Annotated in this window: 23 protein-coding genes and 1 pseudogene; 9 read left to right on the forward strand and 15 right to left on the reverse strand. The window is 61.3% G+C overall.

The window, feature by feature from the left end; all coding sequences use genetic code 11:
- Positions 1–35: 35 nt before the first annotated feature.
- Entirely contained in the window at positions 36–425 is a 390-nt protein-coding gene (locus tag ACZ5G6_RS14185) for a hypothetical protein (RefSeq protein WP_431115413.1), read from the forward strand.
- Here the strand turns inward: ACZ5G6_RS14185 and ACZ5G6_RS14190 are convergent, their stop codons facing one another.
- Positions 426–1172, reverse strand: a complete 747-nt coding sequence (locus tag ACZ5G6_RS14190) for an SOS response-associated peptidase (protein ID WP_263422397.1) — start codon at positions 1170–1172, stop codon at positions 426–428.
- A 166-nt stretch (positions 1173–1338) separates the two neighbouring features.
- Here ACZ5G6_RS14190 and ACZ5G6_RS14195 point away from each other — a divergent pair, with 166 nt between their 5' ends.
- From ACZ5G6_RS14195 to ACZ5G6_RS14205, 3 genes are all read left to right on the forward strand, one after another.
- Complete coding sequence (locus ACZ5G6_RS14195; RefSeq protein WP_018777778.1) at positions 1339–1596, forward strand: mycoredoxin; 258 nt, start codon at positions 1339–1341, stop codon at positions 1594–1596.
- A gap of 138 nt (positions 1597–1734) precedes the next feature.
- Entirely contained in the window at positions 1735–2820 is a 1086-nt protein-coding gene (locus ACZ5G6_RS14200; protein WP_223933050.1) for an S-(hydroxymethyl)mycothiol dehydrogenase, read from the forward strand.
- Positions 2817–3455 (forward strand): MBL fold metallo-hydrolase, encoded by a 639-nt coding sequence (locus ACZ5G6_RS14205; protein WP_223933052.1) that lies wholly within the window; start codon positions 2817–2819, stop codon positions 3453–3455. Before ACZ5G6_RS14200 ends, ACZ5G6_RS14205 begins: the two co-directional genes overlap by 4 nt.
- On the opposite strand, the gene ACZ5G6_RS14210 is transcribed toward ACZ5G6_RS14205, so the two are convergent.
- From ACZ5G6_RS14210 to ACZ5G6_RS14225, 4 genes are all read right to left on the reverse strand, one after another.
- Positions 3452–5785, reverse strand: a complete 2334-nt coding sequence (locus ACZ5G6_RS14210; protein ID WP_498691872.1) for an FdhF/YdeP family oxidoreductase — start codon at positions 5783–5785, stop codon at positions 3452–3454. The two genes, ACZ5G6_RS14205 and ACZ5G6_RS14210, sit on opposite strands and share 4 nt — an antisense overlap.
- A 92-nt stretch (positions 5786–5877) precedes the next feature.
- Positions 5878–6648, reverse strand: coding sequence for a lipoate--protein ligase family protein (locus ACZ5G6_RS14215; RefSeq protein WP_223933055.1), 771 nt, complete (start codon positions 6646–6648; stop codon positions 5878–5880).
- Positions 6648–7451: a thioesterase family protein gene (locus ACZ5G6_RS14220; RefSeq protein WP_498686081.1), complete on the reverse strand. Its 804-nt coding sequence runs from the start codon at positions 7449–7451 to the stop codon at positions 6648–6650. Before ACZ5G6_RS14220 ends, ACZ5G6_RS14215 begins: the two co-directional genes overlap by 1 nt.
- Before the next feature lie 31 nt (positions 7452–7482).
- Positions 7483–7971: a DedA family protein gene (locus ACZ5G6_RS14225; RefSeq protein WP_498686083.1), complete on the reverse strand. Its 489-nt coding sequence runs from the start codon at positions 7969–7971 to the stop codon at positions 7483–7485.
- Between the two features lie 91 nt (positions 7972–8062).
- On the opposite strand from ACZ5G6_RS14225, the gene ACZ5G6_RS14230 reads away from it, so the two are divergent.
- Entirely contained in the window at positions 8063–9046 is a 984-nt protein-coding gene (locus ACZ5G6_RS14230; protein ID WP_498686085.1) for a hypothetical protein, read from the forward strand.
- Here ACZ5G6_RS14230 and ACZ5G6_RS14235 read toward each other — a convergent pair.
- Both ACZ5G6_RS14235 and ACZ5G6_RS14240 read right to left on the reverse strand, forming a co-directional pair.
- Positions 9043–10566 carry an FAD-dependent oxidoreductase gene (locus tag ACZ5G6_RS14235; RefSeq protein WP_498686087.1) on the reverse strand — a complete coding sequence of 508 codons (1524 nt, stop codon included), beginning with the start codon at positions 10564–10566 and terminating at the stop codon, positions 9043–9045. The genes ACZ5G6_RS14230 and ACZ5G6_RS14235 overlap by 4 nt on opposite strands.
- Positions 10567–10645: 79 nt before the next feature.
- Positions 10646–11134 (reverse strand): DNA alkylation repair protein, encoded by a 489-nt coding sequence (locus ACZ5G6_RS14240; protein ID WP_223933065.1) that lies wholly within the window; start codon positions 11132–11134, stop codon positions 10646–10648.
- Positions 11135–11195: 61 nt separating this feature from the next.
- Between ACZ5G6_RS14240 and ACZ5G6_RS14245 the strand changes: the two genes are divergently transcribed.
- Positions 11196–12290 (forward strand): PDDEXK nuclease domain-containing protein, encoded by a 1095-nt coding sequence (locus ACZ5G6_RS14245; RefSeq protein ID WP_223933067.1) that lies wholly within the window; start codon positions 11196–11198, stop codon positions 12288–12290.
- A 2-nt stretch (positions 12291–12292) separates the two neighbouring features.
- On the opposite strand, the gene ACZ5G6_RS14250 is transcribed toward ACZ5G6_RS14245, so the two are convergent.
- Positions 12293–13324 carry a dienelactone hydrolase family protein gene (locus ACZ5G6_RS14250; RefSeq protein WP_498686090.1) on the reverse strand — a complete coding sequence of 344 codons (1032 nt, stop codon included), beginning with the start codon at positions 13322–13324 and terminating at the stop codon, positions 12293–12295.
- 58 nt (positions 13325–13382) lie between these two features.
- Positions 13383–14591 carry an IS110 family RNA-guided transposase gene (locus ACZ5G6_RS14255; RefSeq protein ID WP_498685934.1) on the reverse strand — a complete coding sequence of 403 codons (1209 nt, stop codon included), beginning with the start codon at positions 14589–14591 and terminating at the stop codon, positions 13383–13385.
- A 264-nt stretch (positions 14592–14855) separates the two neighbouring features.
- On the opposite strand from ACZ5G6_RS14255, the gene ACZ5G6_RS14260 reads away from it, so the two are divergent.
- A complete protein-coding gene (locus ACZ5G6_RS14260) occupies positions 14856–16133 on the forward strand; it encodes an HNH endonuclease (RefSeq protein WP_498686092.1) in 1278 nt (425 codons plus the stop codon).
- 129 nt (positions 16134–16262) lie between these two features.
- Here the strand turns inward: ACZ5G6_RS14260 and nrdF are convergent, their stop codons facing one another.
- From nrdF to nrdH, 4 genes are all read right to left on the reverse strand, one after another.
- Positions 16263–17237, reverse strand: a complete 975-nt coding sequence (gene nrdF, locus ACZ5G6_RS14265) for a class 1b ribonucleoside-diphosphate reductase subunit beta (RefSeq protein WP_498686095.1) — start codon at positions 17235–17237, stop codon at positions 16263–16265.
- Positions 17238–17358: 121 nt separating this feature from the next.
- Positions 17359–19479: a class 1b ribonucleoside-diphosphate reductase subunit alpha gene (gene nrdE / locus ACZ5G6_RS14270; RefSeq protein WP_498691874.1), complete on the reverse strand. Its 2121-nt coding sequence runs from the start codon at positions 19477–19479 to the stop codon at positions 17359–17361.
- A gap of 32 nt (positions 19480–19511) precedes the next feature.
- Positions 19512–19982 carry a class Ib ribonucleoside-diphosphate reductase assembly flavoprotein NrdI gene (gene nrdI, locus ACZ5G6_RS14275; protein WP_223933077.1) on the reverse strand — a complete coding sequence of 157 codons (471 nt, stop codon included), beginning with the start codon at positions 19980–19982 and terminating at the stop codon, positions 19512–19514.
- Between the two features lie 62 nt (positions 19983–20044).
- Positions 20045–20287 (reverse strand): glutaredoxin-like protein NrdH, encoded by a 243-nt coding sequence (gene nrdH, locus ACZ5G6_RS14280; RefSeq protein WP_011775022.1) that lies wholly within the window; start codon positions 20285–20287, stop codon positions 20045–20047.
- 493 nt (positions 20288–20780) lie between these two features.
- On the opposite strand from nrdH, the gene ACZ5G6_RS14285 reads away from it, so the two are divergent.
- Both ACZ5G6_RS14285 and ACZ5G6_RS14290 read left to right on the forward strand, forming a co-directional pair.
- The gene (locus ACZ5G6_RS14285; RefSeq protein WP_223933079.1) at positions 20781–21746 is read left to right on the forward strand and encodes a LysR family transcriptional regulator; all 966 of its coding nucleotides are present in this window, start codon (positions 20781–20783) and stop codon (positions 21744–21746) included.
- Between the two features lie 50 nt (positions 21747–21796).
- The gene (locus ACZ5G6_RS14290) at positions 21797–22303 is read left to right on the forward strand and encodes a DUF2004 domain-containing protein (RefSeq protein WP_498686099.1); all 507 of its coding nucleotides are present in this window, start codon (positions 21797–21799) and stop codon (positions 22301–22303) included.
- 74 nt (positions 22304–22377) lie between these two features.
- Here ACZ5G6_RS14290 and metE read toward each other — a convergent pair.
- Both metE and ACZ5G6_RS14300 read right to left on the reverse strand, forming a co-directional pair.
- Positions 22378–24715 (reverse strand): annotated as a pseudogene (gene metE, locus ACZ5G6_RS14295) (5-methyltetrahydropteroyltriglutamate--homocysteine S-methyltransferase).
- A gap of 70 nt (positions 24716–24785) precedes the next feature.
- Positions 24786–25754, reverse strand: a complete 969-nt coding sequence (locus ACZ5G6_RS14300; protein WP_498686102.1) for a methylenetetrahydrofolate reductase — start codon at positions 25752–25754, stop codon at positions 24786–24788.
- Positions 25755–25773 lie beyond the last annotated feature (19 nt).

Below are 25773 nucleotides of genomic sequence, written 5' to 3' on the forward strand. Positions count from 1 at the left end.
TGGACGCGGGCGGGTCCACAGAGCAGGATTGTGGCATGAGTACCAATGACGCACTCCTGAAGCAGGTCAGCATCTCCGCCGCCGATGACAACCTCGTTGCTCGATTCGAAATCGAAGGCAACATACCGGGCTCCGGCGCCTACGTCGTGGGCCTTGTTGCCGCAAGCGAGGACTATTCCTCCCAGCGCAGGCTGGGCATTGAGTTCATGAACGGAGAAGCGATCTCGTTTTACTCCTTCAACCATTCACTCAGCGCCGAGGAAAACTACGACATCAAGGGCGTGGAACACTCCGGCAACGTGATCACGGGAAACTTCCCGATGTCGGCCATACATGGACTGAGTAAAGGCCACGTCATGACAGCCTTCAGCGAGGCGGACGGGCGCGAGTTCCAGGCCGGCGTGCCGGTCACGGAATCGCTCTAGCTAGAAAAGGCCCTCCACCGGTTCGATGAGTTCCGGTGAGTTGTTCCGGACATTTCCGACCGCTGCCCCGACGGCGTCGAGCGTCCAGTCAGCAGCGGCATCGTGCGCCCTTGAGCGCACCATGTCCACCAAACCGGCCGCATCGTCCTGCCGTGGATCCAGCCAGGCTTCCATGGTGTCCCGGCTCATGGGCAGGGGAACCCGGTCATGCAAAGCGGTCAGCTCGTCAAAGACGGAAGCGCTGCGCCGTGTACGGGCCGATTCGGACGTGGGCGTATCGGCCGTGATGATGGACATGGACAGCAGCCAACGGGCGGGGTCGTCATTGGACATCGACTGGTCCCGCCACCACTCATAAAGGCCGGCGAAGACCAGCCCTTCGCCGTTTGCCGGATGTACGTAATAGGGCTGCTTGCTTTTGCCTTCGCCCTTCTTCCACTCGTAATAGCCATCGGCAGGAACAGCGCATCGCCTGGCCACGGCGGCCTTTCGGAAGGACGGCTTCTCCAGGAGAGTTTCACTGCGGGCATTGATGAGGCGCGCGCCGCCTTTGGGATCTTTGGCCCATGAGGGAACCAACCCCCAGCGCGCAACATGCAGCTGCCGTTTCAATCCATCGTCCACGAGCCTTTCCAGCACAATCGGAACAGCATCCGTTGGAGCCACATTCCACGATTTTTCGAGGGCGATCTCATTTTCAAGCTCGGCATCAAAGTCGGCCAGCAGATCCCCCACGGCACGGGCCATCACATAACGTCCACACATGGGAACAGTCTGCCGCGTGGTTCAAGGACACACCAGTCCGGAATGTGACGTAACCCCAGTTCCCGGCCTCAGGGGAATTATTAGGCTGCGGGTTACGGTTGATACCAACGAACCACCCGTGAAAACGACCCAAACTGAGGAGAGCTCTGTGGATTTCACTCCCGACTCCGGCACCATCACCATGTTCTCGACCACCTGGTGCGGCTACTGCAACCGCCTGAAGAAGCAGCTGGACGCCAAAGGCATCGGCTACACCGAGATCAACATCGAAGAAGTGGATGGCACGGCCGAACTCGTCGAGCAGCTCAACGGAGGCAACCGCACCGTCCCCACCGTCCTCTTCCCGGACGGAACCGCAGCAACCAACCCTTCTGCTTCGGAAGTTGAAAGCCGGCTCGCCGCCTAAGCTGCGCCTGAAGCCTCGCTGGGTCCGCACGGAACAATCCCCGCACTGTCTGCCACCTGTGATAGACAGAATGGGAATCCGTAGCGGGCCCAGCTGTCTTAAGCCGGCCCGCTCTCCGCGAGTCCGAAGGGAACATTAATGGTCCATGCAGTCAAAGGTGTCGTCGTGCGTTCCAAAGGCGCACCCGCCACCCTCGAAACAATCCTGGTTCCCGAACCCGGCCCCGGCGAAGCCCTCGTCGACATCCTTACCAGCGGTGTTTGCCACACCGACCTCCACTACAAGCTCGGTGGCATCAGCGACGACTTCCCGTTCCTGCTGGGCCACGAAGCCACCGGCGTAGTCAGTGCAGTCGGCCCCGACGTCACCGACATCACTCCGGGCGACCGCGTCGTCCTCAACTGGCGTGCCGTCTGCGGCAATTGCCGCGCCTGCAACCGCGGCCAGGCCCAGTACTGCTTCAACACGCATAACGCCACCCAAAAGATGACACTCGAAGACGGCACCGAGCTTTCGCCTGCACTGGGAATCGGCGCCTTCATCGAAAAGACCCTGGTCGCCGCCGGGCAGTGCACCAAAGTAGACCCCGACGCCGATGCCGCCGCGGTAGGGCTGCTCGGCTGCGGCGTCATGGCAGGCTTGGGCGCTGCCCTCAACACTGGCGGCGTCAAACGCGGCGATTCGGTTGCCGTCATTGGCTGCGGCGGTGTCGGCGTGGCAGCAATCGCCGGAGCCGCACTCGCGGGCGCAACCACCATCATCGCCGTCGACATCGACGCCAAGAAGCTTCAGCGCGCCAAGGACCTGGGTGCCACACACACCGTCGACTCCTCAGCCGGGGATCCCGTGGAAGAAATCCGTGCGCTCACCGGCGGCTTCGGCGCAGACGTGGTGATTGACGCCGTCGGACGTCCCGAAACCTACAAGCAGGCTTTCTACGCCCGCGACCTCGCAGGAACGGTCGTCCTGGTGGGCGTTCCCACACCGGAAATGACCCTTGAACTGCCTCTCCTCGATGTCTTCGGACGCGGTGGATCACTCAAGTCGTCCTGGTACGGGGACTGCCTGCCCTCACGCGATTTCCCCATGCTCGTGGACCTCTACAAGCAGGGCAAACTGGACCTCGATGCTTTCGTCACCGAACGAATTACCATCGACCAAGTTGAAGAGGCATTCGACAAGATGCACCACGGAGCCGTCCTGCGATCGGTGGTCGAGCTGTGACTGAATCCACCATCACTATCGATCGCGTCGTAACCTCGGGGACATTCTCCCTGGACGGCGGGACGTGGGACGTTGACAACAACGTCTGGATCATTGGCGACGACACCGAATGCATCGTCATCGACCCCGCCCACAACCCTGCAGCCGTCCTGGAGGCAGTGAACGGGCGCACAGTAAAAGCCATCCTGCTGACCCATGGCCATGACGACCACATCAGCTCGGCCGGAGCATTCTGGGAACTCGTCAAGGCACCCATCCACCTGCACCAGGACGACTGGATGCTGTGGCGCGCGGTCTTCCCCGAGGTGGATCCTGACGACTCGATCGTGGACGGCGAGGAATTCAAGGTTGCCGGCGCCACCTTGAAAGCGATCCACACTCCGGGGCACTCGCCCGGCTCGGTGTGCTTCTACCTGCCTACGGAGGGGACACTCTTCAGCGGAGACACACTCTTCCAAGGCGGCCCCGGCGCTACGGGACGCTCCTACAGCGATTTCCCCACCATTATCGATTCCATCCGTACGCGGATCCTGTCACTGCCTCCGGAAACGGTAGTTCTCACAGGTCACGGAGACTCCACCACGATCGGCGCAGAGTTGCCACATCTGGATGAGTGGATCGCACGCGGCCACTAAGGCCTGTGCCCCTGGCCCGCTGCCGCCTCGAAAACCGGGGCGGCAGCCGGCTCCAGCCGGATAATCACAGACTTCGATACCGGCGTATTACTGCCTTCCGCAGTTGAATCCAACGGGACCAACACGTTCGCCTCCGGGTAATAGGCCGTGGCGCAGCCCCTGGCACTGGGGTACGCCACTAAACGCAACTGCCGCAGCACACGGTCAACGCCGTCGTCGGCTTCGCTGTGCACATCCACGTAGGCACCATCCTGGAAACCCAACCCAGCCAGGTCCTCCGGATTCACCAACAAGACCATGCGGCCCTTCTTGATGCCACGGTAACGATCGTTCATGGAGTAAGTGGTCGTGTTGAACTGGTCATGGGAGCGCACCGTCTGAAGGAGCAGTCGTCCGGCCGGTATTTCAATGGTTTCCAGATCATTCACCGAAAACACGGCTTTACCTGTGGGTGTAGGGAAGGTACGCGAGTCCCTGGGGCCGTGCGGAAGGACGAAGCCGTCGCGCTCTCGGATGCGGGCATTGAAGTCATCAAATCCAAGCACCACATGGGAGATGTGGTCACGGATGGTGTCGTAGTTGCGCCTGAGGCCCGGCCAGTCCACCGGAACTTTGTGGTCAAGAACCGCCTCAGCCAGCCGGCTGACGATCGCCACCTCGGAGAGGACATCCGTAGCGATAGGCTCCAGCGTCCCGGCGGAGCGGTGCACTGCACATACGGTGTCCTCTACAGTGACAAACTGCTCAATACCGTCCTGCCTGTCGATTTCGGTGCGGCCAAGAGTAGGTAGGATCAATGCCTGCTCTCCAACCACCACGTGTGAGCGGTTCAGCTTGGTGGAGATCTGAACTGAGAGCCGGGTCTTCCGAACAGCCTGCTCGGCAACCGTGGTGTCGGAAATCGCATGAACCAGGTTGCCGCCCAGCGCGATGAGCACCTTGATCCTGCCGTCCCGCATTCCACGGATACTGTCCACCGAATCAACCCCGGCCTTTCGTGGCGGGTCAAAGCCAAACTCATCCTGCAAGGCGTCAAGGAACCGTGGTGGCATTTTCTCCCAAATGCCCATGGTGCGGTCACCCTGAACATTGCTGTGTCCACGGATTGGAGAGGGTCCAGCCCCCGGTTTTCCAATGTTGCCGCGGAGCAGAAGGAGATTAATGATCTCCTTGATGGTGGAAACCGCCTTCTTGTGCTGGGTCAGTCCCATGGCCCACGTGATGATGACTTTGTCCGCGTGGATGTACCTGTCAGCAAGTTCATCGATTTCTGTGCTGCGCAGGCCGGTGGCGGCAAGAACGTCCCGCTCCTGCAAGGTTGCCAGGTGCGCGGCGAATCCAACGAACCCCTGGCAGTGCTCATCAATGAATACACGATCCAGGACCGAACCGGGTGCCGCCCGTTCGGCATCCAGGACGCGCTTGGAAAGGGCCTGCAGCAGTGCCATGTCCCCGGCGAGCCGGATCTGCAGGAATTGGTCCGCCAAGTCGGTTCCCTTACCAACGATGCCGCGAACGCGCTGCGGGTTCCGGAAGTTAATAAGCCCGGCCTCAGGCAGCGGATTAACAGCGACAATGGACGCACCCGCGAGCTTGGCCTCCTCCAACGCCGTCAGCATCCGCGGATGGCAGGTTCCCGGGTTCTGCCCCATGATGATGATCAGATCCGATTTTGCGAAGTCCGTGTACGTGATGGCCGATTTGCCCACCCCGATGGTCTCGCCCATTGCTACGCCCGTGGACTCATGGCACATGTTGGAACAATCGGGAAGGTTGTTGGTCCCAAAAGCCCTGACGAAAAGTTGGTACAGGAACGCTGCTTCGTTGCTGGTCCGTCCACTGGTGTAAAACGTGGCCTCACTCGGATCATCAAGCGTGTTCAATTCGTTCGCAATAATGCCGAAGGCCTCTTCCCAGCTGATGGGCGCATAGTGGTCCGCCCCTGCGGCCTTATATACAGGCTCCACCAACCTGCCCTGTTGCCCCAGCCAGTACTCGGAACGGGATTCCAGCGAAGCCAGCGGGTTCCCCGCCCAGAACTCCGTGGGGATCCTCAGGGGCTCGGCTTCCCACCCGATGGCCTTGGCACCGTTTTCGCAGAATTCAGCAGCCTTGCGTTCCGGCGGATCGGGCCAAGCACAGCTCATGCAGTCAAAACCGTCTTTTTGATTGACGGCTGTGAGCGTCTTCCATGCGCGGGAAGGGCCCATGTGGGCCATTGCATGGGGCAGGGTTTCGCTGAGGCTGGGCAAACCGGCGGCCGACCGCTTGGGCTCGCTGACGCTCAGGTCTACGTCGGTATCCTGAACTGGGTGCTTCTTCCGGCCCATCATTCCACCAGGTTTCGTGTGGTTGTGCTCCTGATCCCCTCAGCGTAAACCCGGCTCCCAGCACGCTCAACAACGGTGGACCAAAGGCCCCCTTACGCCAAGAGACTCCGGAAGTCGCCGTCCACCACGTCTGCGTAGCCGCGGTAAGCGTCAACCACGGCGTCCTCCACAGTCTTGACGTCCAGATGGGGCAGCAGGTCATTTGCAGCACCGGCGGTGGCAGGATCCCACTCGAGGCCCAACGCCGCATAGCTCGCCGTCAGGACGTCACGGATAGGACCGGAGTTCTCCACCACAATCACGGAGCTGAACAGCCACCCGCCGGAAACAACCCGCTGGGCAGTCCCTATCAGCTTGATGCGATGGGCGGGAAACTCCGCATCCTCCCCATGCACGCTGAACTCCCCGGGGCAATACTCCCCCGGGATCTCCCCGACGGCGGCATGGACGCCGACGTTGCGGAGCGCACCTGCCAACAGCTCACCGAACTCCGCGAAGCGGGCTTTCGCACGGACAATAGCGTCAGGGTGCGGCTCTATGTGGTCGATCACCAGCGTGCCCTGGTGATACGCAGCCGCACGTCCGCCTGCTTTCCGCACGAGGGGCTCGAACCCGAGCTCCCGGCAAGCATCCTCGGCCGCGCTGAAGCCAGGGAGGTTCGCATCGCGCTGGCCAAACGCAACTGTTGGCTGCGGGCGGTACAAGCGAAGGGTAGGGCCCAGTTGCCCGCTACGGGCCCGCTTCAGCAGCTCCAACGCAAAATCAAGATCCCCTGCGGCACCGAGGGAATCCTCTTGGCGATAGACCGTGAGGTTATGGCGGGCGGAAGCGCCACGGTCGCGTTCCAGCCGTGCTTCGCTCATCAGCTCTTCCTCAGCGTCAGGATCTGCTCGGCCCTGCCGAACGGTCCGTTGATGTCATGGAGCACGCTGGACGTGAGGCCGATGCCCTCGGCTCCGAAGGAAACTTTGTTATCCAGCCCGAGCCATTCTCCGGACGGCGCACGGTACATGTGGATCTGCAGATCCACATTGGGGAAGATGTAGCTGTTCTCCCCCGGCGGGACCCGTGCCGCGATGCCATTGGCGGTATCGACCAAGCCCATGAGGCGGGCAAGATCGCTGCTGTCTTCCTTGTCCGTCAGAGGATGCATGGTCCGGATCCACACCCTGCCCGAGCCCGGCCGGTGGCCTTCGGCGATGCGCATTTCCAGGGACCGGATGTAGCCGCCGGGCCATACACTGGCACCATCCCACAGCTTGCATTCGTCCGGGGCCGGCATGGCCTCGTCTTCGGACGCCGCCACGGCGCTGGTATCGCTGGTGATCATGCGCCACGCTGCGGCACGGATGGCCACGCGACCACCCGCGGAAAGCTCGGCCTGGATGAGTTCGATGGTCCGTCCAGGCCTCAAAGTTGAGGTGGTCACCTGGAACTCGCCTCCGGGGATCAGCCCTAGGATCTCGTAGCTGATACGCGCCATGCGGACGTCATCGCGGGGCTCATGCCTCAGCAGGGCATCAGCGAGGATGCCCGAGGCAGGAGCCATATGTTGTTCGTGCGGATTCCAGGCACCTTGGGCATGAATCGTGGAGCGGTAGCGACCCTCACCCAACGATTCGTAGTAGAAGTTGCCCTCCGCCAGTTCCGGTAGTGAAGTTGTCAACCCGAGCCTTTCGCCGATCCAGCAGTAGAACTCAGACCACTGTATCCGCTGATTTGGCTGCTGCCCGACGCCGCCGGGCCACCGTCACCCACACCGTCACGGCGATCACCACCGTCACCGCCAGCCCGGCCCCAGCCGGCGACGCCGCGGCTACCGCCAGCCACGCCTCAAGCGCGGCAAGGCCGATCGTCGCATACAGCAACGCCCAGATGGCAGAGCCCACGGTTGCCGCGGGGACGTAACGACGCAACGGCATCCGCGCTGCCCCGGCTGCCAGATTGACCGCGGTCTGCAGGCCGACGGTCAGGAAGGAGAGCACGACGGCGTACGGCCCCCAACGCTGAATGAGGGCTTGGGCCTGGGCTGCTTTGGGCCGCTGGAGCGAATCGCCGAAGCGGGTGTGGGCGAAGCCGGTAACAGCTCCCCGGCCCAGCCAGTACGTGACATTGACGCGGATCATGACAATCGCGAAGAGCGCCGCAAGCGCGACGCCAAAGGGCAAGCTCATGATCTGGTCCACGTGACTTAGGCTACCCTAAGCCCTTGGGCGTGATGGACCAGTACCCAAGGATAAGCGGCAAGGTCGGCAACAGCGCCCCTAGGATGAATCCATGGATCTCCGCGATGCCGCCCAACAGTTGTACGCCGTGCTGCCGCGTGAATTCACGGCCGAGCGGACAGCCTTGGCGCGAATAGCCAAGGAGGCCGGGCACAAGGAACTCGCGAAGGAAATCGGCAGCCTGCCCAAGCCCGCCGCCGGCGCCTGGGCCATCAACATGCTGGCCGTTCACCAACCCGAGGTGATTGACGGCGTCGTGCGTTTTGGCGCTTCCCTGCGCACTGTCCAAGAAGAGGGGGACGCTGAGGCCTTCCGTGGACTTGGCCAGCAGCGGCAAGGCCAACTGGCCTCGGCCGTGCACGCAGCCAAGGACTTAGCGGCCAGGCTCGGAGCTCCGCTGAGCGCGGCCGCCGTTGCCGACGTCGAGCAGACTCTCCGCGCGGCAATGGCAGACACCGGCGCCTCAGCCGCGGTGGCGACAGGCCGGCTGGTCCGCGGACTAAGCGGGAGCGGCTTTGAGTCCGTGGACCTGACGGATGCCGTCGCTGCAACAAATCCCGATGAGATATTGGGGGCGGGAGAGCCGCCAGAACTGAAGCTACCCGCCGAAACCAGGCCGGCACCGCAGCACGACAGGCCAGCACGGCAGAGCAAGAAGAAACAAGAGCCGCAGCAGAAAGAGAAAGCACCTGCCGAGGCCGCAACATCCCTGGCCGAACGCCGGGCCCACAAGCGCCAGGCCGCTTTGGAAGAGGCCCGCAAGGAGTTTGAGGCAGCCGATCAGGAGGCCCGGGAGGCCGAAAACGCTGCATCGAAGGCGTCGGAGGCTGTCAAGGAATTCGCGGGCAGGCGCTCGGACGTCGAGGCGGAGATCGCCGACGCCAAGAAGCGTTTGGCTTCCCTCGAAGCTCAGCTGATCGGCATCACCCGGGACGCGGAAGCCGCTGAATCGGAGAAAAAGCTGGCCGTCCGGGCCGCCACACAGCAACGACGCGCCGCGGACCAGGCCCGGCGGCGCGTCGAACGGCTTGCTTAGTCTGCTCCTTGACTGTCCTTCTTCTTGAGTGGCGACTTCTGCAGGTTATGCGTTGCAGGACCTTCCAAGTACGTGCCGTCGGGAGCGAACCTTGAGCCGTGCAAAGGGCAATCCCACGATTTCTCGGCGTCGTTCCAGCTCAGCAAGCCTCCCAAGTGGGCGCAGCTGGCAGACACCATGCAGACGTTGCCATCAACAGTGGACACAGCGGCTGGCTCACCCTTGTAAAGTCCGACGACGCCGCTCCCCTCCGGGGGACGGGTCTGGTCCGTGATCTCCGGATTGCTCCTGACCTTGGCTTTGTCTTCGACCATGCGCTTGGCGACGCCGGCATTGAGGCGAACGGCTTCCAAAGCACCCTGGGGCGACGTAACCCGGTGGTGTATGACGCTGGCCCAATCAGACTGGCCGCCCAGGATGTCCGCAGTAATCGATAACGCAGCTGCAACGCCGTTGCTCATACCCCACTTGTTGTAGCCGGTGCCGAAGAAGATCCGGCCGTGTCCCCTGGGCATCTTTCCAAAAAAGGGAACAAGGTTGGTTGGCCGGTAGTCCTGCGCAGACCACGTATGGGTGACTTCCGCGCCCGGATAGTGTTGGTTTGCCCAGGAGAGAAGGTCATCCAAGTGGGCCTTGGGGGACACTGCCCGGCCGCCGGTATGCCCATATCCGCCTACCAGCAACAACTCACCCTCCGGCGTTGGGTGAGTGCGTTGGGAACGTGTGGGTGGATCAATGCTCAAGTACATTCCGCTTGGAGGCGGGGTTGCGTCTGGAAGCCGAAGAGCCGCAGCGTACGAGCGGTTCGGTTCCAGTTTGGCGAAGTAGAGCCCGCGGTTCAGGATCGGCGTGCCGGTGGCTATGACCACCGTATTCGCAGTGAAGGCGCCCTTTCGGGTGGATACTGCCACAGGCAGGTCCGAACCCACATCCTGCACCTGGACATCCTCAACAATTATTCCGCCGTGCTCCCGGATATCCCTGGCGAGCGTCTCCAGGACTTCCATCGGATGGATCTGCGCCTGGTCATCAAGTTCCAGTGCCTCAACCACCGGGAATGGCAGCCCGGGGTCACGGCTGAAATGCACGTCCAAGCCGGCGTCCCGAGAAACGGCAGCCTCCTTGCGCAGGCGCTGGCCGCCGTCGTCGCTAGTTGCGAACGTGACTGCCGTCCGGCGCTGAAACGGGATGCCCTGCTCTTCCATATACCGCATCAGCCAAGCCTGACCAGTGCGATTCGCCTCCACATAGGCTTGCACCACTTTCAGCGAGTACTGGCCACGCAGCGCCGAGAGTGCCCCTCCTTGCAGGAGGCTTAGTTTCCCCGTGGTGTTGCCGGTGGTAACGGCGCCGAGGGTCCGTGCTTCCAAAACTGCCACACGCTGACCTGATCTGGATAACAGCAGGGCCGTCACCATTCCGGTGAGCCCTGCTCCCACCACAATCGTGTCAAAGTGCTTTTCATCGGGGATTGCATCGGACGTGAAGCTGGATTCCCTGTCCAACCACAGCGATTTCATCGAACAACCTGCCTCTCAATTCACGGAATTGGCGCCTGGCATGTGTTGATGAAAACGGTAGGCCGGTGGCTGGGCCTTATCAAGGGGTCGAGTTGTCCGTGGCGAGTTGCGCGGCACGGCGTAGCCACGGATCCGTGTCACGCGACCAGCGTTCCAAAACACGTTCAGCGCGTTCCTTTGCCTGTCCCTCAAGCCCGGCGAGCAGGGGCTTGACCACATCCACCGCCAAAGGATCGGCCAGTTCCTCCGTGCCGGCCTGCCTGATGAAACCCTCAATGCGGGTAAGGTCCGTGTTGATCAGGATCCCAACCTTGGTTTGCAGCAACACAACTGCAGCTAGCCTCCGTTCAAAGACCGCTTCACCCCACAGTTCCGAGCTCAGGGCTGTGATGTCGTCATGGTCAAGGTTCTTGTGCCGCTTGAGGGCATCCCGGACTGTTCCTCGCACTGCGCCAACCGATGCGCCGTAGACCTTCATGCCGCCCAGGCGCTGCCGGGCTTCCATGGCCTTCTCCCACGACGATTCACGCTGCAGCGTGAAGTCCACAAATTCACCAGCTTCACTCACGCGTCCATTCTGTCAGTGCCTTCACCTAGCGTGATGGCAACAGCAATCGACAGGAGAGATTATGCCTTCGCAAGAGCTCGCTACCGAGGCCACAGCGTCCGTCCCAGGAGTCCCCGCTGCGACATCGATGCCCGACTGGTACCCCGCCCTGCTCAACACTGTGGCGCAACAGGTCCGCACAGGCCGCACCCTCGCTCTTGCGGCAGCGAACAGCGAGCTGCTCAACTCCTACTGGAGCATTGGCCGGCAACTGGCCGAGCGCGAATCGCAAGAGGGTTGGGGCGCCAAAGTGGTCACTCGTCTATCCGCCGACATCCGGAGCCGTTTCCCTGAAGCGAAGGGCTTCTCCCCCAGGAACCTGCGGTATATGAAGAGCTTTGCCCAGGCCTGGCCTGATTTTCCAATGTTGCAAGCGCCGCTTGCAACATTGCCGTGGTACCACCAGATCGCGCTGTTGGAAAAGCTCGACGACGCCGCCACCCGCCTCTGGTACGCAGCGGCAGCCGCCCAGCATGGATGGTCGCGCAACGTCTTGACGCACCAGATCGAGACCCGCTTGCACGAGCGTTCCGGGCAGGCGATCACCAATTTCAAAACCACCATGATTCCTGCCGATTCAGACCTCGCCCAGCAGGCCACCAAGGATCCGTATGTCTTTGATTTCCTTGCCATGACTGACCGCCGGAGCGAGCGGGAACTCGAGCTTCAACTGGTGCAACACGTGGAGAAATTTCTGTTGGAGCTGGGTCAAGGCTTCGCGTTTGTTGGTGAACAGGTGCGATTGGAGATCGCCGGCGACGAGTTCTTCGCGGACCTGCTCTTCTACCATTTGAAATTGCGCTGCTACATGGTCATTGAGCTAAAAGCAGTGAAGTTCGAGCCCGGGTTCCTGGGCCAGTTGGGCATGTACATGGCGGCCGTTGACGATCTCATGGCTCACCCGGACGACAAACCAACCATCGGCCTGCTGCTGTGCAAGGAGAAGAACAGCGTGGTGGCCGAGTACGCCCTTCGTGGCTTCAACGCTCCGGTGGGGATTGCGGAGTGGAGGACCTCCCTTGCCGAGTCCTTGCCCGACGAATTTGTTGCCAGCCTGCCCAGTATCGAGACGTTGGAGGCCGAGCTGGCCAGCAAGGCCCGCATCCTGCCGGATTGACCTCAGACGTTGTCCCTGAACCAAGCCAACGTGTCGTTCCAGGCGGCCGTAGCCTGAGCCTCGTTGTAACGGTCGCTTGTGTCGTTGTGGAATGCATGGTCCACGCCCGGGTACACCTTGAGTTGGTGCTTGACCCGCGTCGCGTCCAAGGCTTCCTTCAACTGCGGCATGGAACCGGTGATCCGCGCGTCTTTTTCAGCGTAGACACCGAAAACGGCGGGTTTGATGGTCTGGACCTTCGCAAGGTCGGGGGCCGGGCCGTAAAACGCTGACGTTGCCTTGAGTCCAGGGATCTCCGTGGCCGCCTGCCAGGTGATGCCACCGCCAAAACAGAAGCCGACCATGGCAATTCGGCCTTTTTCCACGAAGTCCTGGCCGTTCAGATACTCAAATGCTGCTTGGAAGTCCCCCACGTGCCGCTGGGCACCTGCCTTGGTGAGTGCGCCCGGGACCGCGTCCGGATCCATCGATGCCGTGCCGCCCTCCCTGCTCAGGAGGTCCAGCGCCAGAGCTGCGTAGCCTTCCTTGGCGAAGCGCCGGGCGACGTCCTGAATGTGTGGCGTAAGGCCGCGGTTTTCGTGACAGATCAGGACGGCCGGACCCGGCTTAGCGTTCTCGGGCCTGGCCAGGTACGCACTGATTTCAGTCCCTCCGGAATCGAACTTCACCGTGGCTGTTGCCAGGCCCGCCGTCCCTTCCGGCACTGTCAGCGGACTCTTGGCGTTGGGCACTGCGGTGGTGTTTCCGGAACTTGCTGACGCCGTGGGCGTCGGCATTGGGTCCCCATTCTTGGGCACCTCGTCCGCCGTGCAGCCCACCAAGGTCATAGCCGCCGCAGCAGCGGTCATGCTCCCCATGATGAACGCCACGCGCCTGGTGAACGTCCCGTGGGACATGTCGCCCGAGCGGTAATCGTCGTAGAACTCTTCGATCAAGTACTTTTCAAACTTCTCAAGCTGAACCATGACGTCCTCCCGAAGTTGGGCAGTATCTTCCTCTGGTGCAGAGACGCGGGCAAGGGCGGGATGGTTCACATGTGGTTTGGGTCCGCTGTCACAGATCTCAACGCTAAAAATGATGCTCCTATTGCTGTCAATGGTCGTTGAGCCAGCTTTCGTAGCGTTTGTGGAAGTTGTCGTCGCGGGTGAGTCCGCGTTCGAGACGGGATAGTGCGGTAGGCCAGACGCGGAGGTCATCAGCGGCGGCCTGGAGGGTGATGTTCTTGGCTTTCCGCAGGGCCCGGAGCTGCCCGGCGAAGGGTGCTGGGTGGGGGTGCATGATCTGGTCATAGATTTCCCGTGCAACGTAGCGTTTGAGGCAGCGCATGATTTCCTTGGTGGTTTTGCCTTCTTGTCGGCGCCTGGCCACGTAGGTTTTGGTCCGGCTATCACTCATCATCCGTACGAGCACTACGCGATGGATGGCTTTATTGGCTTGCCGGTCTCCGCCACGGCTAAGTCGATGCCGGGTGGTTTTCCCTGAGGCGGCCGGGATGGGGGCAACGCCGACCAGGGCTGCGAACCTTGCCTCCGAGGTGACCCTTTCGGAGTTGTCGCCTACGGTTACCAGCAACTGACTTGCAACGTCAGTGCCAACACCCTGAATGTCCCTGAGCGTAGGGGCGTGCATGGTGAGGATTGCGTCGAGTTCAGTATCGATCAGGGCCACTTCCGTGTTCAGGTGCCGGTAGCGGACAGCCAAGCGCTTGAGAACGATGGCGGTGGCGTTTGGAGGCTCGGCAGGGTCACCGATCGGTCGGCTTTTCTCCAGTGCGCTCATCATTGCAACGCGGCTTAAGCCGCGGTACTTCGCCCGGATGGGCTCAGGAGCAGAGACCAGGATGCTCTTGATCTGAGCCATGACCGCGACCCTTGCCCGCATGGCAGAGTTTCGTTCAGCGCGCAGAACACGTAGTGATTCCACAGCCCCGTCCCTGGCTTTTGGCGTCGCAACCCTGCTGCCGGCAAGTGCAGCTTCCGCAGCCTGATAGGCATCCAACGGATCAGACTTGCCCCGTAGCCGGCGTTCTTGCCGGTTTGGACGCATCACTTCCAGGACCCAGAAGTGCTCCCGACTCAGGACGCGTGCGAGCTCCGCTCCGTAACTGCCTGTGCCCTCCACGCCGATGGACGAGACCGGGCCAAATCCGGTGATGAACTCCACGATCTGCCGGTAGCCGGAACCGACGGCAAGGAACTCCTTGTCCCCTAGATGCCGCCCTGTTTCACTGATGACGGCGACGTGGTGGGTATCGGCATGCGTGTCGATCCCAGCGATGACTTTCGGATGTTGTTTTGCCATGATGAAACTGCCCTGACCTTCTGTTGCGTGCAATGGAACATGAAGGGCACGCCGGCCGGGTGGTCAGACAAGACAGTAATGGGATTCTTTGAGCAGGCTCCTATGAGGTCATGTCCACCTGGCCGCCGCGCTTATTACAGCCTGCGTCACGGCGGACAGATCATTTTGAAGACAAACCACAAGGGCGTCAGTCGGAGGCAGAGTCACACCGCAACACAAGCCAATTCCATCATTACTGTCAGTGGCTACTGACATAGTGAAAATATGAGCCGGAGTCAGCAGATACAAGCCGCCAAAGCGATCGCCTCGCTGCCTGCGCCTGCTCCTGCAGGCAGCGTCAGCGGTGACTTGATAAATCAGCTGCGTGCTCTTGAGGATATGAAATCTGCGATCTCAAGTTTGCAAGCGAAGATAGCCGTGGCCTTTGACCTTGCCCAGCGTCACGAGCGGGCAGAGTCCGGAATTCCTGCGGCTGAACGAAGCCAAGGCGTGGCAGCGCAGATCGCCCTCGCCCGGCGTGAATCGCCTAACAAGGGTTCCCGGCTTCTGGGACTGGCCAAGGCGCTGGTGTCAGAGATGCCACGGACCATGGCGGCCCTGGAAACCGGGCAACTGAACGAATGGCGGGCCACACTCCTCGTGAAGGAAACCGCGTGCCTGTCTTCTGAGAACCGGTGCGCGGTGGATGAGGAACTCGCCCCTGACACCGGAACTTTCGACGGCGCCGGGGACAAAGCGATCATTGCCGCCGCGAAGGCCGCTGCCTATCGGCGCGATCCCCGCTCCGTTACTAAACGCGCAGCACACGCCACATCCGAACGGCACGTCAGCCTGCGCCCGGCTCCGGACACGATGACCTACCTCACCGCATTGCTCCCCGTCGCCCAAGGTGTCGCCGCCTATGCCGCGCTCACCCGGCACGCCGATTCCGCCCGATCAAGCGGTGACAACCGTTCCCGTGGCCAGGTCATGGCCGACACTCTGGTCGAACGCCTCACCGGATCTCCCGCCGGGTTCTCCAGCATCGACCTGCAACTCGTCATGACCGACCGCACCCTGCTCCAAGGCGATAGCGAACCCGCACGACTTACTGGGTACGGCATCATCCCGGCGGGGTGGGCCAGGGAACTCCTGAGGGGCGGTAAGAAGAGGACGGATCAGGACTTCACCATCTGGCTGCGACGACTCTTCACTGCACCAAGCACGGGCGAACTCCTTGCCACGGACTCCAGGGCACGATTCTTCCCCACGGGCATGAGACGGTTCATCGAAACCCGTGACCACACCTGCCGCACGCCCTACTGCGACGCGCCCATCCGCCATTACGACCACATCCTGCCGTGGGCTGAAGGCGGTAAAACCACACTGGATAACGGGGCCGGGCTCTGCGAACAATGCAACCACACCAAGGAAAGCCCCGGGTGGAGTGTCAGACCAGAACCCGCAGAGAGACACACGCTAAAGGTGACGACGCCCACGGGGCACAACTACCACTCAACGGTGCCACCACTACCAGGCTATGAACGAAGCCGGATTGATTGATGCCCGCAGCCATGGCCTCAGAAGGAAACGAAATTAGATACTTCGCCATGGGTGTCTCCCTTGTTAACAACAAAGTCCCTCACGCCGGCACAGCGTAAGGGGCTTTGAAGGTACCAAGAACTGAATCCCTTAGAACTCCCAGTCCTCATCCTCCGTGTTGACAGCCTTGCCAATCACGTAGGAGGAGCCCGAGCCGGAGAAGAAGTCGTGGTTCTCGTCCGCGTTCGGGGAGAGTGCCGACAGGATGGCCGGGTTCACGTCGGTGACGGAAGCCGGGAACATGGCCTCGTAGCCGAGGTTCATGAGGGCCTTGTTGGCGTTGTAGTGCAGGAACTTCTTGACGTCTTCGGCAAGGCCGACACCGTCGTAGAGGTCGTGCGTGTACTGGACTTCGTTTTCGTACAGCTCAAAGAGGAGCTCGAACGTGTAGTCCTTGATTTCCTGCTTGCGGGCCTCGGAAACCTTCTCCAGGCCCTTCTGGAACTTGTAGCCGATGTAGTAACCGTGCACGGCTTCGTCGCGAATGATGAGGCGGATGAGGTCGGCCGTGTTCGTGAGCTTGGCGCGCGAGGACCAGTACATGGGCAGGTAGAAGCCCGAGTAGAACAGGAAGCTCTCCAGCAGCGTGGAGGCCACCTTGCGCTTCAGGGGGTCGTCGCCCTGGTAGTAGTCCATGACAATCTGAGCCTTCTTCTGCAGGTTCTCGTTTTCGAGGGACCAGCGGAAAGCGTCGTCAATCTCCTTGCTGGAGCACAGGGTGGAGAAGATGGACGAGTAGGACTTCGCGTGGACAGATTCCATGAAGGCGATGTTGGTGTACACGGCCTCCTCGTGCGGGGTCAGCGCATCCGGGATCAACGAAACTGCACCAACCGTGCCCTGGATGGTGTCCAGCAGGGTGAGGCCAGTAAAAACGCGCATGGTGAGCTGCTGCTCATCCGGCGTCAACGTGTGCCACGACTGGACGTCGTTGGACAGCGGCACCTTCTCCGGCAGCCAGAAGTTGTTGACCAGCCGGTTCCAGACTTCCACGTCCTTGTCGTCCTGGATCTTGTTCCAGTTGATTGCTTCGACGTGGCTAAGCAGCTTGACCTTCTCGGTCATTTCATCCCCTTTAGCGTTGGGTTCTTTAAGGTAAGCCTACGACGGCGGGTGGGAACCCGCCGTCGTAATCTTCAGTTTTGAGTGCGGCAACTGCCGCCGGCTATCAACCGATAACGGTTGATCAGAGCATGCAGCTGACGCAGCCTTCCACCTCCGTGCCCTCCAGCGCGAGCTGGCGGAGACGGATGTAGTAGAGGGTCTTGATGCCCTTGCGCCATGCGTAGATCTGCGCCTTGTTGATGTCGCGCGTGGTGGCGGTGTCCTTGAAGAACAGCGTCAGGGACAGGCCCTGATCCACGTGCTGCGTTGCAGCTGCGTAGGTGTCGATGATCTTCTCGTAGCCGATCTCGTACGCATCCTGGTAGTACTCCAGGTTGTCGTTGGTCAGGTACGGAGCCGGGTAGTAGACGCGGCCAATCTTGCCTTCCTTGCGGATTTCAATCTTGGCGGCCACCGGGTGGATCGACGACGTCGAGTTGTTGATGTAGCTGATGGAACCGGTGGGCGGAACGGCCTGGAGGTTCTGGTTGTAGATACCATGCTCCATCACGGACGCCTTCAGCTCGCGCCAGTCATCCTGCGTGGGGATGTGGTGGCCGGCGAAGAGCTCGCGGACACGTTCCGTCTCCGGAACCCATTCCTGCTCCGTGTACTTGTCGAAGAACTCGCCGCTGGCGTACGCCGACTTCTCGAAGCCACCGAACTTCTGGCCGGTCTCGATGGCCAGCTTGTTCGAAGCGCGGAGTGCGTGGAACAGCACCGTGTAGAAGTAGATGTTGGTGAAGTCCAGGCCCTCTTCGGAACCGTAGTGGACGTGCTCACGGGCAAGGTAGCCGTGGAGGTTCATCTGGCCGAGGCCAATCGCGTGGCTCTGGGCGTTACCCTGGGCAATCGACGGCACCGAGTTGATGTAGGACATGTCGGACACAGCGCTGAGGGCACGGATGGAGGTCTCGATCGAGAGGCCGAAGTCCGGCGAATCCATGGTCTTTGCGATGTTCATCGAACCGAGGTTGCAGGAAATGTCCTTACCCACGGTCTCGTAGCTCAGGTCTTCGGCGTAGACGGACGGCGAGGAAACCTGCAGGATCTCCGAGCAGAGGTTGCTCATGGTGATCTTGCCGGCGATAGGGTTGGCCCGGTTCACGGTGTCTTCGAACATGATGTACGGGTAGCCGGACTCGAACTGGATCTCCGCGAGGGTCTGGAAGAACTCCCGGGCGCTGATCTTGGTCTTCTTGATCCGGGAATCGTCAACCATCTCGTAGTACTTCTCCGTGACGGAAATGTCGGAGAAGGGGACACCGTAGACGCGCTCGACGTCGTACGGGGAGAAGAGGTACATGTCCTCGTTCTTCTTGGCGAGTTCGAACGTGATGTCCGGGATCACGACACCCAGGGAGAGCGTCTTGATGCGGATCTTCTCGTCGGCGTTCTCGCGCTTGGTGTCCAGGAAGCGGTAGATGTCCGGGTGGTGCGCGTGCAGGTACACGGCACCTGCACCTTGGCGGGCACCAAGCTGGTTGGCATAGGAGAAGCTGTCTTCGAGGAGCTTCATCACAGGGATGACACCGGAGGACTGGTTTTCTATCTGCTTGATCGGGGCGCCGTGCTCGCGGATGTTGGTGAGCGAAAGGGCCACGCCTCCGCCGCGCTTGGAGAGCTGCAGCGCGGAGTTGATGGCGCGGGCAATCGACTCCATGTTGTCTTCGATACGCAGCAGGAAGCAGGAGACCAGCTCACCGCGCTGGGCCTTGCCAGCGTTCAGGAAGGTGGGGGTTGCGGGCTGGAAGCGGCCATCGATGATTTCATCAACGAGGCGGCTGGCCAGTTCTTCGTTACCGCGGGCAAGGTGCAGCGCAACCATGCAGACGCGGTCTTCGTAGCGCTCAAGGAAACGCTTGCCGTCAAACGTCTTCAAAGTGTAGGACGTGTAGAACTTAAAGGCGCCAAGGAAGGTCTCGAACCGGAACTTCTTCTTGTATGCACGGTTGAAGAGCTCGCGGATGAAGTTCATCGTGTACTGGTCGAGTGTTTCGCGCTCGTAGTACTGGTTCTTCACCAGGTAGTCGAGCTTCTCTTCCAGGTCATGGAAGAACACGGTGTTGTTGTTCACATGCTGCAGGAAGTACTGGTGCGCGGCTTCACGATCGGCTTCAAACTGGATCTCGCCGTTGGGGCCATACAGGTTCAGCATGGCGTTGAGCTCGTGATAGCCCAGGCCCTTATAGGCCTCCGGCAGCGGCTTCTTGGCCGTTTCCACAGCGCCCCCGGTTACTTCTGTTTCTGCGACAGTAGTGTCCAAAACTTTTCCAATCCTTGATTGACCCGATCGACGTCTTCCGGCGTCCCCATGAGTTCAAACCTATAGAGATGCGGCACTTTGCACTTGGCGGCGATGATATCTCCCGCTGCACAATAGTTGTCCGCGAAGTTGGTGTTTCCTGCACCGATAACTCCACGTATCAGTTCCCTGTTCCGTGGGTTGTTGAGAAACCTGATGACCTGCTTGGGCACTGAACCTTCGCCGTTCGTCCCACCGTAGGTCGGCAGGACGAGGACGAAGGGTTCAAGTGCTTGAAGCGGGGCATCGTGCGCATAGAGCGGGATGCGCGCTGCATCCCTGCCCAATTTCTGGACAAAGCGCTTGGTGTTCTCGGATGTCGAGGAAAAGTAGATGAGGTGACTCCTGGTGGTCACAGTGTCCGTGTCATTGCGCACGGATGCCGTTGCCAGCGGTGCCATGGGAGTCACCTCGACTACATAGGAATTCTTGCGTGCTGTGGTGGCGAAGTCCGAAAGAAAACTTAGGCCACGGAGGAAACGGCCTGGGCCAGTTCCTCGATCTTGTCCGGGCGGAATCCAGACCAATGGTCCTGCTCGGTCACGACGACGGGAGCCTGCATGTAACCCAGCGCCTTGAGGCGTTCCAGCGCCTCGGCGTCCTGGGAGATGTCGACACTCTGGTAGGCAATGCCCTTCTTGTCGAGTGCCCGGTAGGTTGCGTTGCACTGAACACAGGCCGGCTTCGTGTAAACCGTAACGGTCATGATCCCTGTCCCCTTAGTTGAAGTCTGTCGCTCTTCGTATCTGGCGGGCTCAACCGGAACTGAATACTGAATCCGATACCGGCCCGCAGGCTGCTGTGGCAGCCAACACGCTTATTTAGTCTTGTGCTGGTTTCCCGCTCAATCCGTAAACCGATACTACATGTAGTGCAAGCGCCTCGCCGGGACCCCAAGATGATGTATTACAAGTATGTCATTCAATCCACCGCTCGTCCACAGGGCAGGGGCCTCAAAATGTCCGTAATTCCGCCAAAGTGAGAGATGAAATCCACACCCTGTGGACTACTTAGCCACATTTAATCTCCAGCGTGTCGTCCGGTTCCGGCGTGTCGTGACACTTTGAAAATGTGGCGTGGCGAACACAAGCCCGACAGCCACATTTGCTGTTGGTCAAAGGCAGAGTACGGTTTCCCTGATGCTTCAAGGGAGACCACTCCCCTGTGTTGGCAGGAAGAAACGAGCAAAAGGACAGCTGATGGTCAACCTTCTCCATCTTCGGACCCTGTTGGAGGTCACCCGGCTGGGTTCCTTCGCCGCGGCAGCCGCGCAGCTCGGCTACACAGCGTCCGCCGTTTCCCAACAGATGGCCGCGCTGGAACGCGACACCGGCGTCGAACTCTTCCAGCGTTCAGCGAGGAGCGTGATTCCCACCGAGGCCGCCATCACCATGACCCGGCACGCGTCAAAGGTGCTTACCGACGTCGAAGCGCTGATGGCCGCCGCGTCAAGGACAAACGATGCACCCGCCCAGGAGTTGCGGCTAGGCATCTTCCCAAGCCTTGCCACGTACGTGCTGCCGGACATCCTGCGGAATGAACGATGGAACGGACTCGGCATAGAACTGCGTGTATCAGTCGCTGAGCCGGCACAGACCATCCAGGGGCTGCGCAGTGGCGGAGAATTGGACGTCGCCTTGGTGTACCAGGTGGGCCAGTCAGGATTGGCATGGCCGCATTCCCTGGAGCGCCAATGGATCGGCGATGACGACTTCCGCGTAGTGCTCCCGGCATCATGGAAGATCCGCGAGGACGCCGAAATCGAGGCGGCGCATCTGTCGGATATGCCGTGGATCGTGCACCACCCGGGCACCAGCGACGCCCTGGTGATTGAGCGGCTGTTCGCCAGCTGCAACCTGCACCCCCGGGTCGTGGCCTACAGCGACGACTTCCACGCGAGTTTGGAGATGACCGCAGCCGGTCTGGGCGCCTCGCTGGTACCGGAGCTTGCGCTGCGCAACCGGCCGCCCGGCGTCGTGGTCCTTGACGTTCCTGACATCCGGCTGGCGCGGAACGTGTTCGCGCTGCTCATCAATGAAAAGCGCACAGCGCAAGTGCAACTCTTCACGCAACTTCTTGCCGACACCCTCCGGGGCACGTCGGAAAAGAGCGGTTTGCATCCCCTGAAACAAGCGCCTGTCAAGGGTCCGCAGCGTCGAAGGTGAATTCTTCCCAATTGCTGGAACCCGCCGGATGTTGGGGTTAGATTGATCACATGGGCAAGGTAGCGAGCACACATTTTGGGGAGATCGAGCTCAATCACGGGCGTGAACATTGCTTCGTGACCAAACACGAACTCGGCGGCAATCAGCTTGAGCTGGACCTCAACGTCGCGGCGCATGACCATTTCGACGAGGCCGCCATGCACAAGGTGGACTACCGCTTGCGCTTCCTGCCGGAGCTGGTTGACCAGGTCCGGGAGATGATCGCTGACGAACTGGACCAGGACGGCACCAATCCCCAGCAGTTCCTTCATTTCCACAGTTCCCAGCTCAAGGAAGAACAGCTCGAATCGGTATTCGGCGTCCGGGACAAGTCCCAGCTCACCAACGATGTCTTCCTCAAAGCCCTCAAGCTGGGTCATGTGGCCATCTACCCCGGCCAGCCCGAGCGCTATTTCGTCCTGGACTTCACCTTGGGCTCACACTTCACCGATGAGCTTCTGGTAGTGGCGGCGGACGAAGACGGAGTAGTGGATGACGAAATTCTTTGGGAATCTTGAAGGCTGAAGCTTAAACGCCCGACGGCGGCCGGTTACCTTTCGGTGACCGGCCGCCGTCGTCTGTGGAGGCTGACTTACTTGGCAGCTTCGAGCAGCGTGGCGCGAACTGTCTGGGTTGCCTTGACGAGGTTGCGCAGGGACTCTTCGGTCTCGGCGTAGCCACGGGTCTTCAGGCCGCAGTCCGGGTTGACCCAGAGCTGGCGGGACGGAACGTGCTTGACGGCGGTGGCCAGGAGTTCGGTGACTTCAGCTTCACCCGGAACACGCGGCGAGTGGATGTCGTAGACGCCCGGACCAACACCGCGGCCAAAGCCGTGGGACTCGAGTTTGTGGACGACCTCCATGCGGGAGCGTGCAGCTTCGATGGAGGTGACGTCTGCGTCGAGGCCGTCGATGGCATCGATGATCACGCCGAACTCCGAGTAGCAGAGGTGCGTGTGGATCTGCGTGGCGTCGGCAGCGCCGGCGGTCGCGAGGCGGAAGGAGTCAACGGACCACTTGAGGTAGTCGGCGTGGTCTGCCTTGCGCAGCGGGAGGAGCTCGCGCAGTGCCGGCTCGTCCACCTGGATGACCTTGATGCCTGCAGCTTCGAGGTCAGCGATTTCGTCGCGGAGTGCCAGGCCAACCTGGTTGGCGGTCTCGCCCAGCGGCTGGTCATCCCGAACGAAGGACCAAGCAAGGATGGTGACCGGACCGGTCAGCATGCCCTTCATCGGCTTGTTGGTCAGGGACTGTGCGTACTCGGCCCAAGCAACCGTGATCGGAGCGCTGCGGGTGACGTCGCCCCACAGGATGGACGGACGGGTGCAGCGGGATCCGTAAGACTGGACCCAGCCGTGGACCGTGACGTCGAAGCCTTCGAGGTTCTCTGCGAAGTACTGGACCATGTCGTTGCGCTCAGGCTCGCCGTGGACCAGGACGTCGTAGCCCAGTTCCTCCTGCAGGTCCACAACGCGCTTGATCTCGTCCTTCATGAGCTGTTCGTACTGCTCATTTGTGAGATCGCCCTTGTTGTTGCGGGCACGTGCGGAACGGATCTCGGGCGTCTGGGGGAACGAACCGATGGTGGTGGTGGGCAGCGGCGGAAGGTGCAGGGCCTCTTCCTGGGCAGCTTCACGAACCGCATACTCGGAGCGGTTGAAGTCCGCAACGGTCAGTGCCTCGGTGCGGGCGCGGACGTCGTCGCGGCGGACACCTTCAGCAGTTGCACGGGAAGCAATCACGGCGGATGCTTCGTCGATGGCAGCCTTCGCGGACGCGGGGTCTGCCAGGTAGGAAGCGAGGGTCTTGACTTCCACTGCCTTCTGGTCGGAGAAAGCGAGCCAGCTGCGGAGCTGTTCGGAAAGGAGCGTCTCCTCGGCGACGTCGTGCGGGACGTGCTGGGTGGACGTGGAGGTGCTGACGGCGAGCTTGCCGGCAGCAGCCTTCAGCTCGTCCAGCTTCGCGGCGGATGCGGCGAGGTCGTTGCGCCAGATGTTGTGGCCGTCAACAACGCCGGCAACCAAGGTCTTGTTGCCGAGGCCGTCAAGGGCTGCTGCGGACGGAACTGCGCCCTTGAAGACGTCGATGTGCAGGGCATCGATGTTGGTGGCGGCAAGCGTCCCGAGCTGGCCATCGAGCGAACCATAGGGGGTGGAGACGAGGATCTGCGGACGCTTGGCGGCAGCGGTGAGGACTTCGTAGGCACGGGCAACGGCTGCTTCGATTTCGGCGGCCGGGGTGTCCTGGTCAACAACCAGCGCGGGCTCATCGAGCTGGACCCAGCTGGCGCCGGCGGCTGCAAGCTTCTCAAGCAGCTGCACGTAGACGGGAAGGATGTCCTCAAGGCGGGACAGCGGTGCGAAACCGGCGGGGGCGTCGTCCGATGCCTTGGAGAGCAGCAGGTAGGTGACCGGGCCGACGATGTAAGGGCGGGTCTCGATGCCGTTGGCCAGAGCAAAGGCAAACTCGTCAACCTTGGCGGTGGAGGCGAGGGTGAACTCCGCCTCCGGGCCGATTTCCGGAACGAGGTAGTGGTAGTTGGTGTCGAACCACTTGGTCATTTCCAGCGGCTGCTGTTCCTTGTTGCCGCGTGCCAAGGTGAAGTAGCCGTCGATGTCCAGCTGGCCCTCGGCGTTGAGGAGCTTGCCGAAGCGCGCCGGAACTGCGCCGAGGTGTGCAGTGGTGTCCAGTACCTGGTCGTAGTAGGAGAACGTGCCCGGTACAGCGGCAGCTTCGGTGAGGCCGATCCTCCAGGCGCTTGGCGATGGTGAGCTGGATGTCCTTGGCTGCGGCTTCCAGGGCGGCGGCGTCGATCTTGCCGGCCCAGTAGGCTTCGACGGCCTTCTTCAGCTCGCGGCGACGGCCGATGCGCGGGTAGCCGAGCAGGGACGCTGCCGGGAACGGAGTGGCGGAGGTGTTGTTTTCAGGCATGGAGAAGCTCCTTGATGACGTGATGTTCTTGAAAATGGTGTCGCAGTGCCGAACGCGTCCGGCGACGGATTCAGCTGGCGAATTCCTGGCGACGGGCCGTGGGGACGGCGCGGCTGAGAGGCCTGGCAGGCCTTGGAAGCGCCAATTTGTCCAGCACGTCCAGCGCGTAGGCGTGCTCGTTGAAGGTGTACAAGTGGATGCCGGGTGCTCCGGCATCAAGTGCCGCGTTGGCGAGGTCCACCGTAGCGGCCACGCCGATCCTGCGGCGCTCTGCTTCAGTGTCCACGGCAGCGAGGCGCGCCATGAGTTCCACGGAAGGGTCGACGCCGGCCAGCTCGCCGAGGCGCTTAAGGCGCCGGAGGCTGGTCAGCGGCATGACGCCGGGGATGATCGGGATGGTGACCCCGGCCCGACGCGCACGTGCAACGAGGTCCGAGTATTCGTTTGCGTGGAAGAAGACTTGCGTGATCGCGAAGTCCGCGCCTGAACGCTGCTTGGCAAGGAGGACTTCGACGTCGTGGCCCACACTTGGCGATTCAGGGTGCTTTGTGGGGTACGCGGCAACTCCGACAGCGATCTTGCCAGCGCAAAGAAGTGCAGAACGGCGCTGCTCCACGCGGCGGATCAGTTCAATAAGGTCCTGGGCGTACCGGAGTGAGCCACTGGCGGGTTGGCTTCCGTCCTTGGGCAGATCCCCGCGCAGTGCGAGGATGCCACGGACTCCGTGGTCCAGGAGTTCACCGATGATCTCCGCCAGTTCAACCGGCGTGTTGCCAACACACGTCAAGTGGGCCAGGGGCCGAAGCGTGGTTTCGAGCAGGAGGCGGTTGATGAGGTCAACTGCGGTGTCCCGGTTGGACCCACTTGCGCCGTACGTCACGGAGACGTAGTCCGGTTCGGTGGTTTCGAGTTCACGGATGGTGGTCCACAGGGTTTCTGCGGCGGCCGGAGTACGCGGGGGAAACAGTTCGTAGGAAAGTGCTACGGGGGCCGTTCCGGCGAGGTTGGGATGTACGTCAACAAGGCTTGGTGGCGACATTTGCGTCCTTGGCTGTTCG

It is taken from the genome of Arthrobacter sp. TmtSoilC51 (assembly GCF_055388015.1).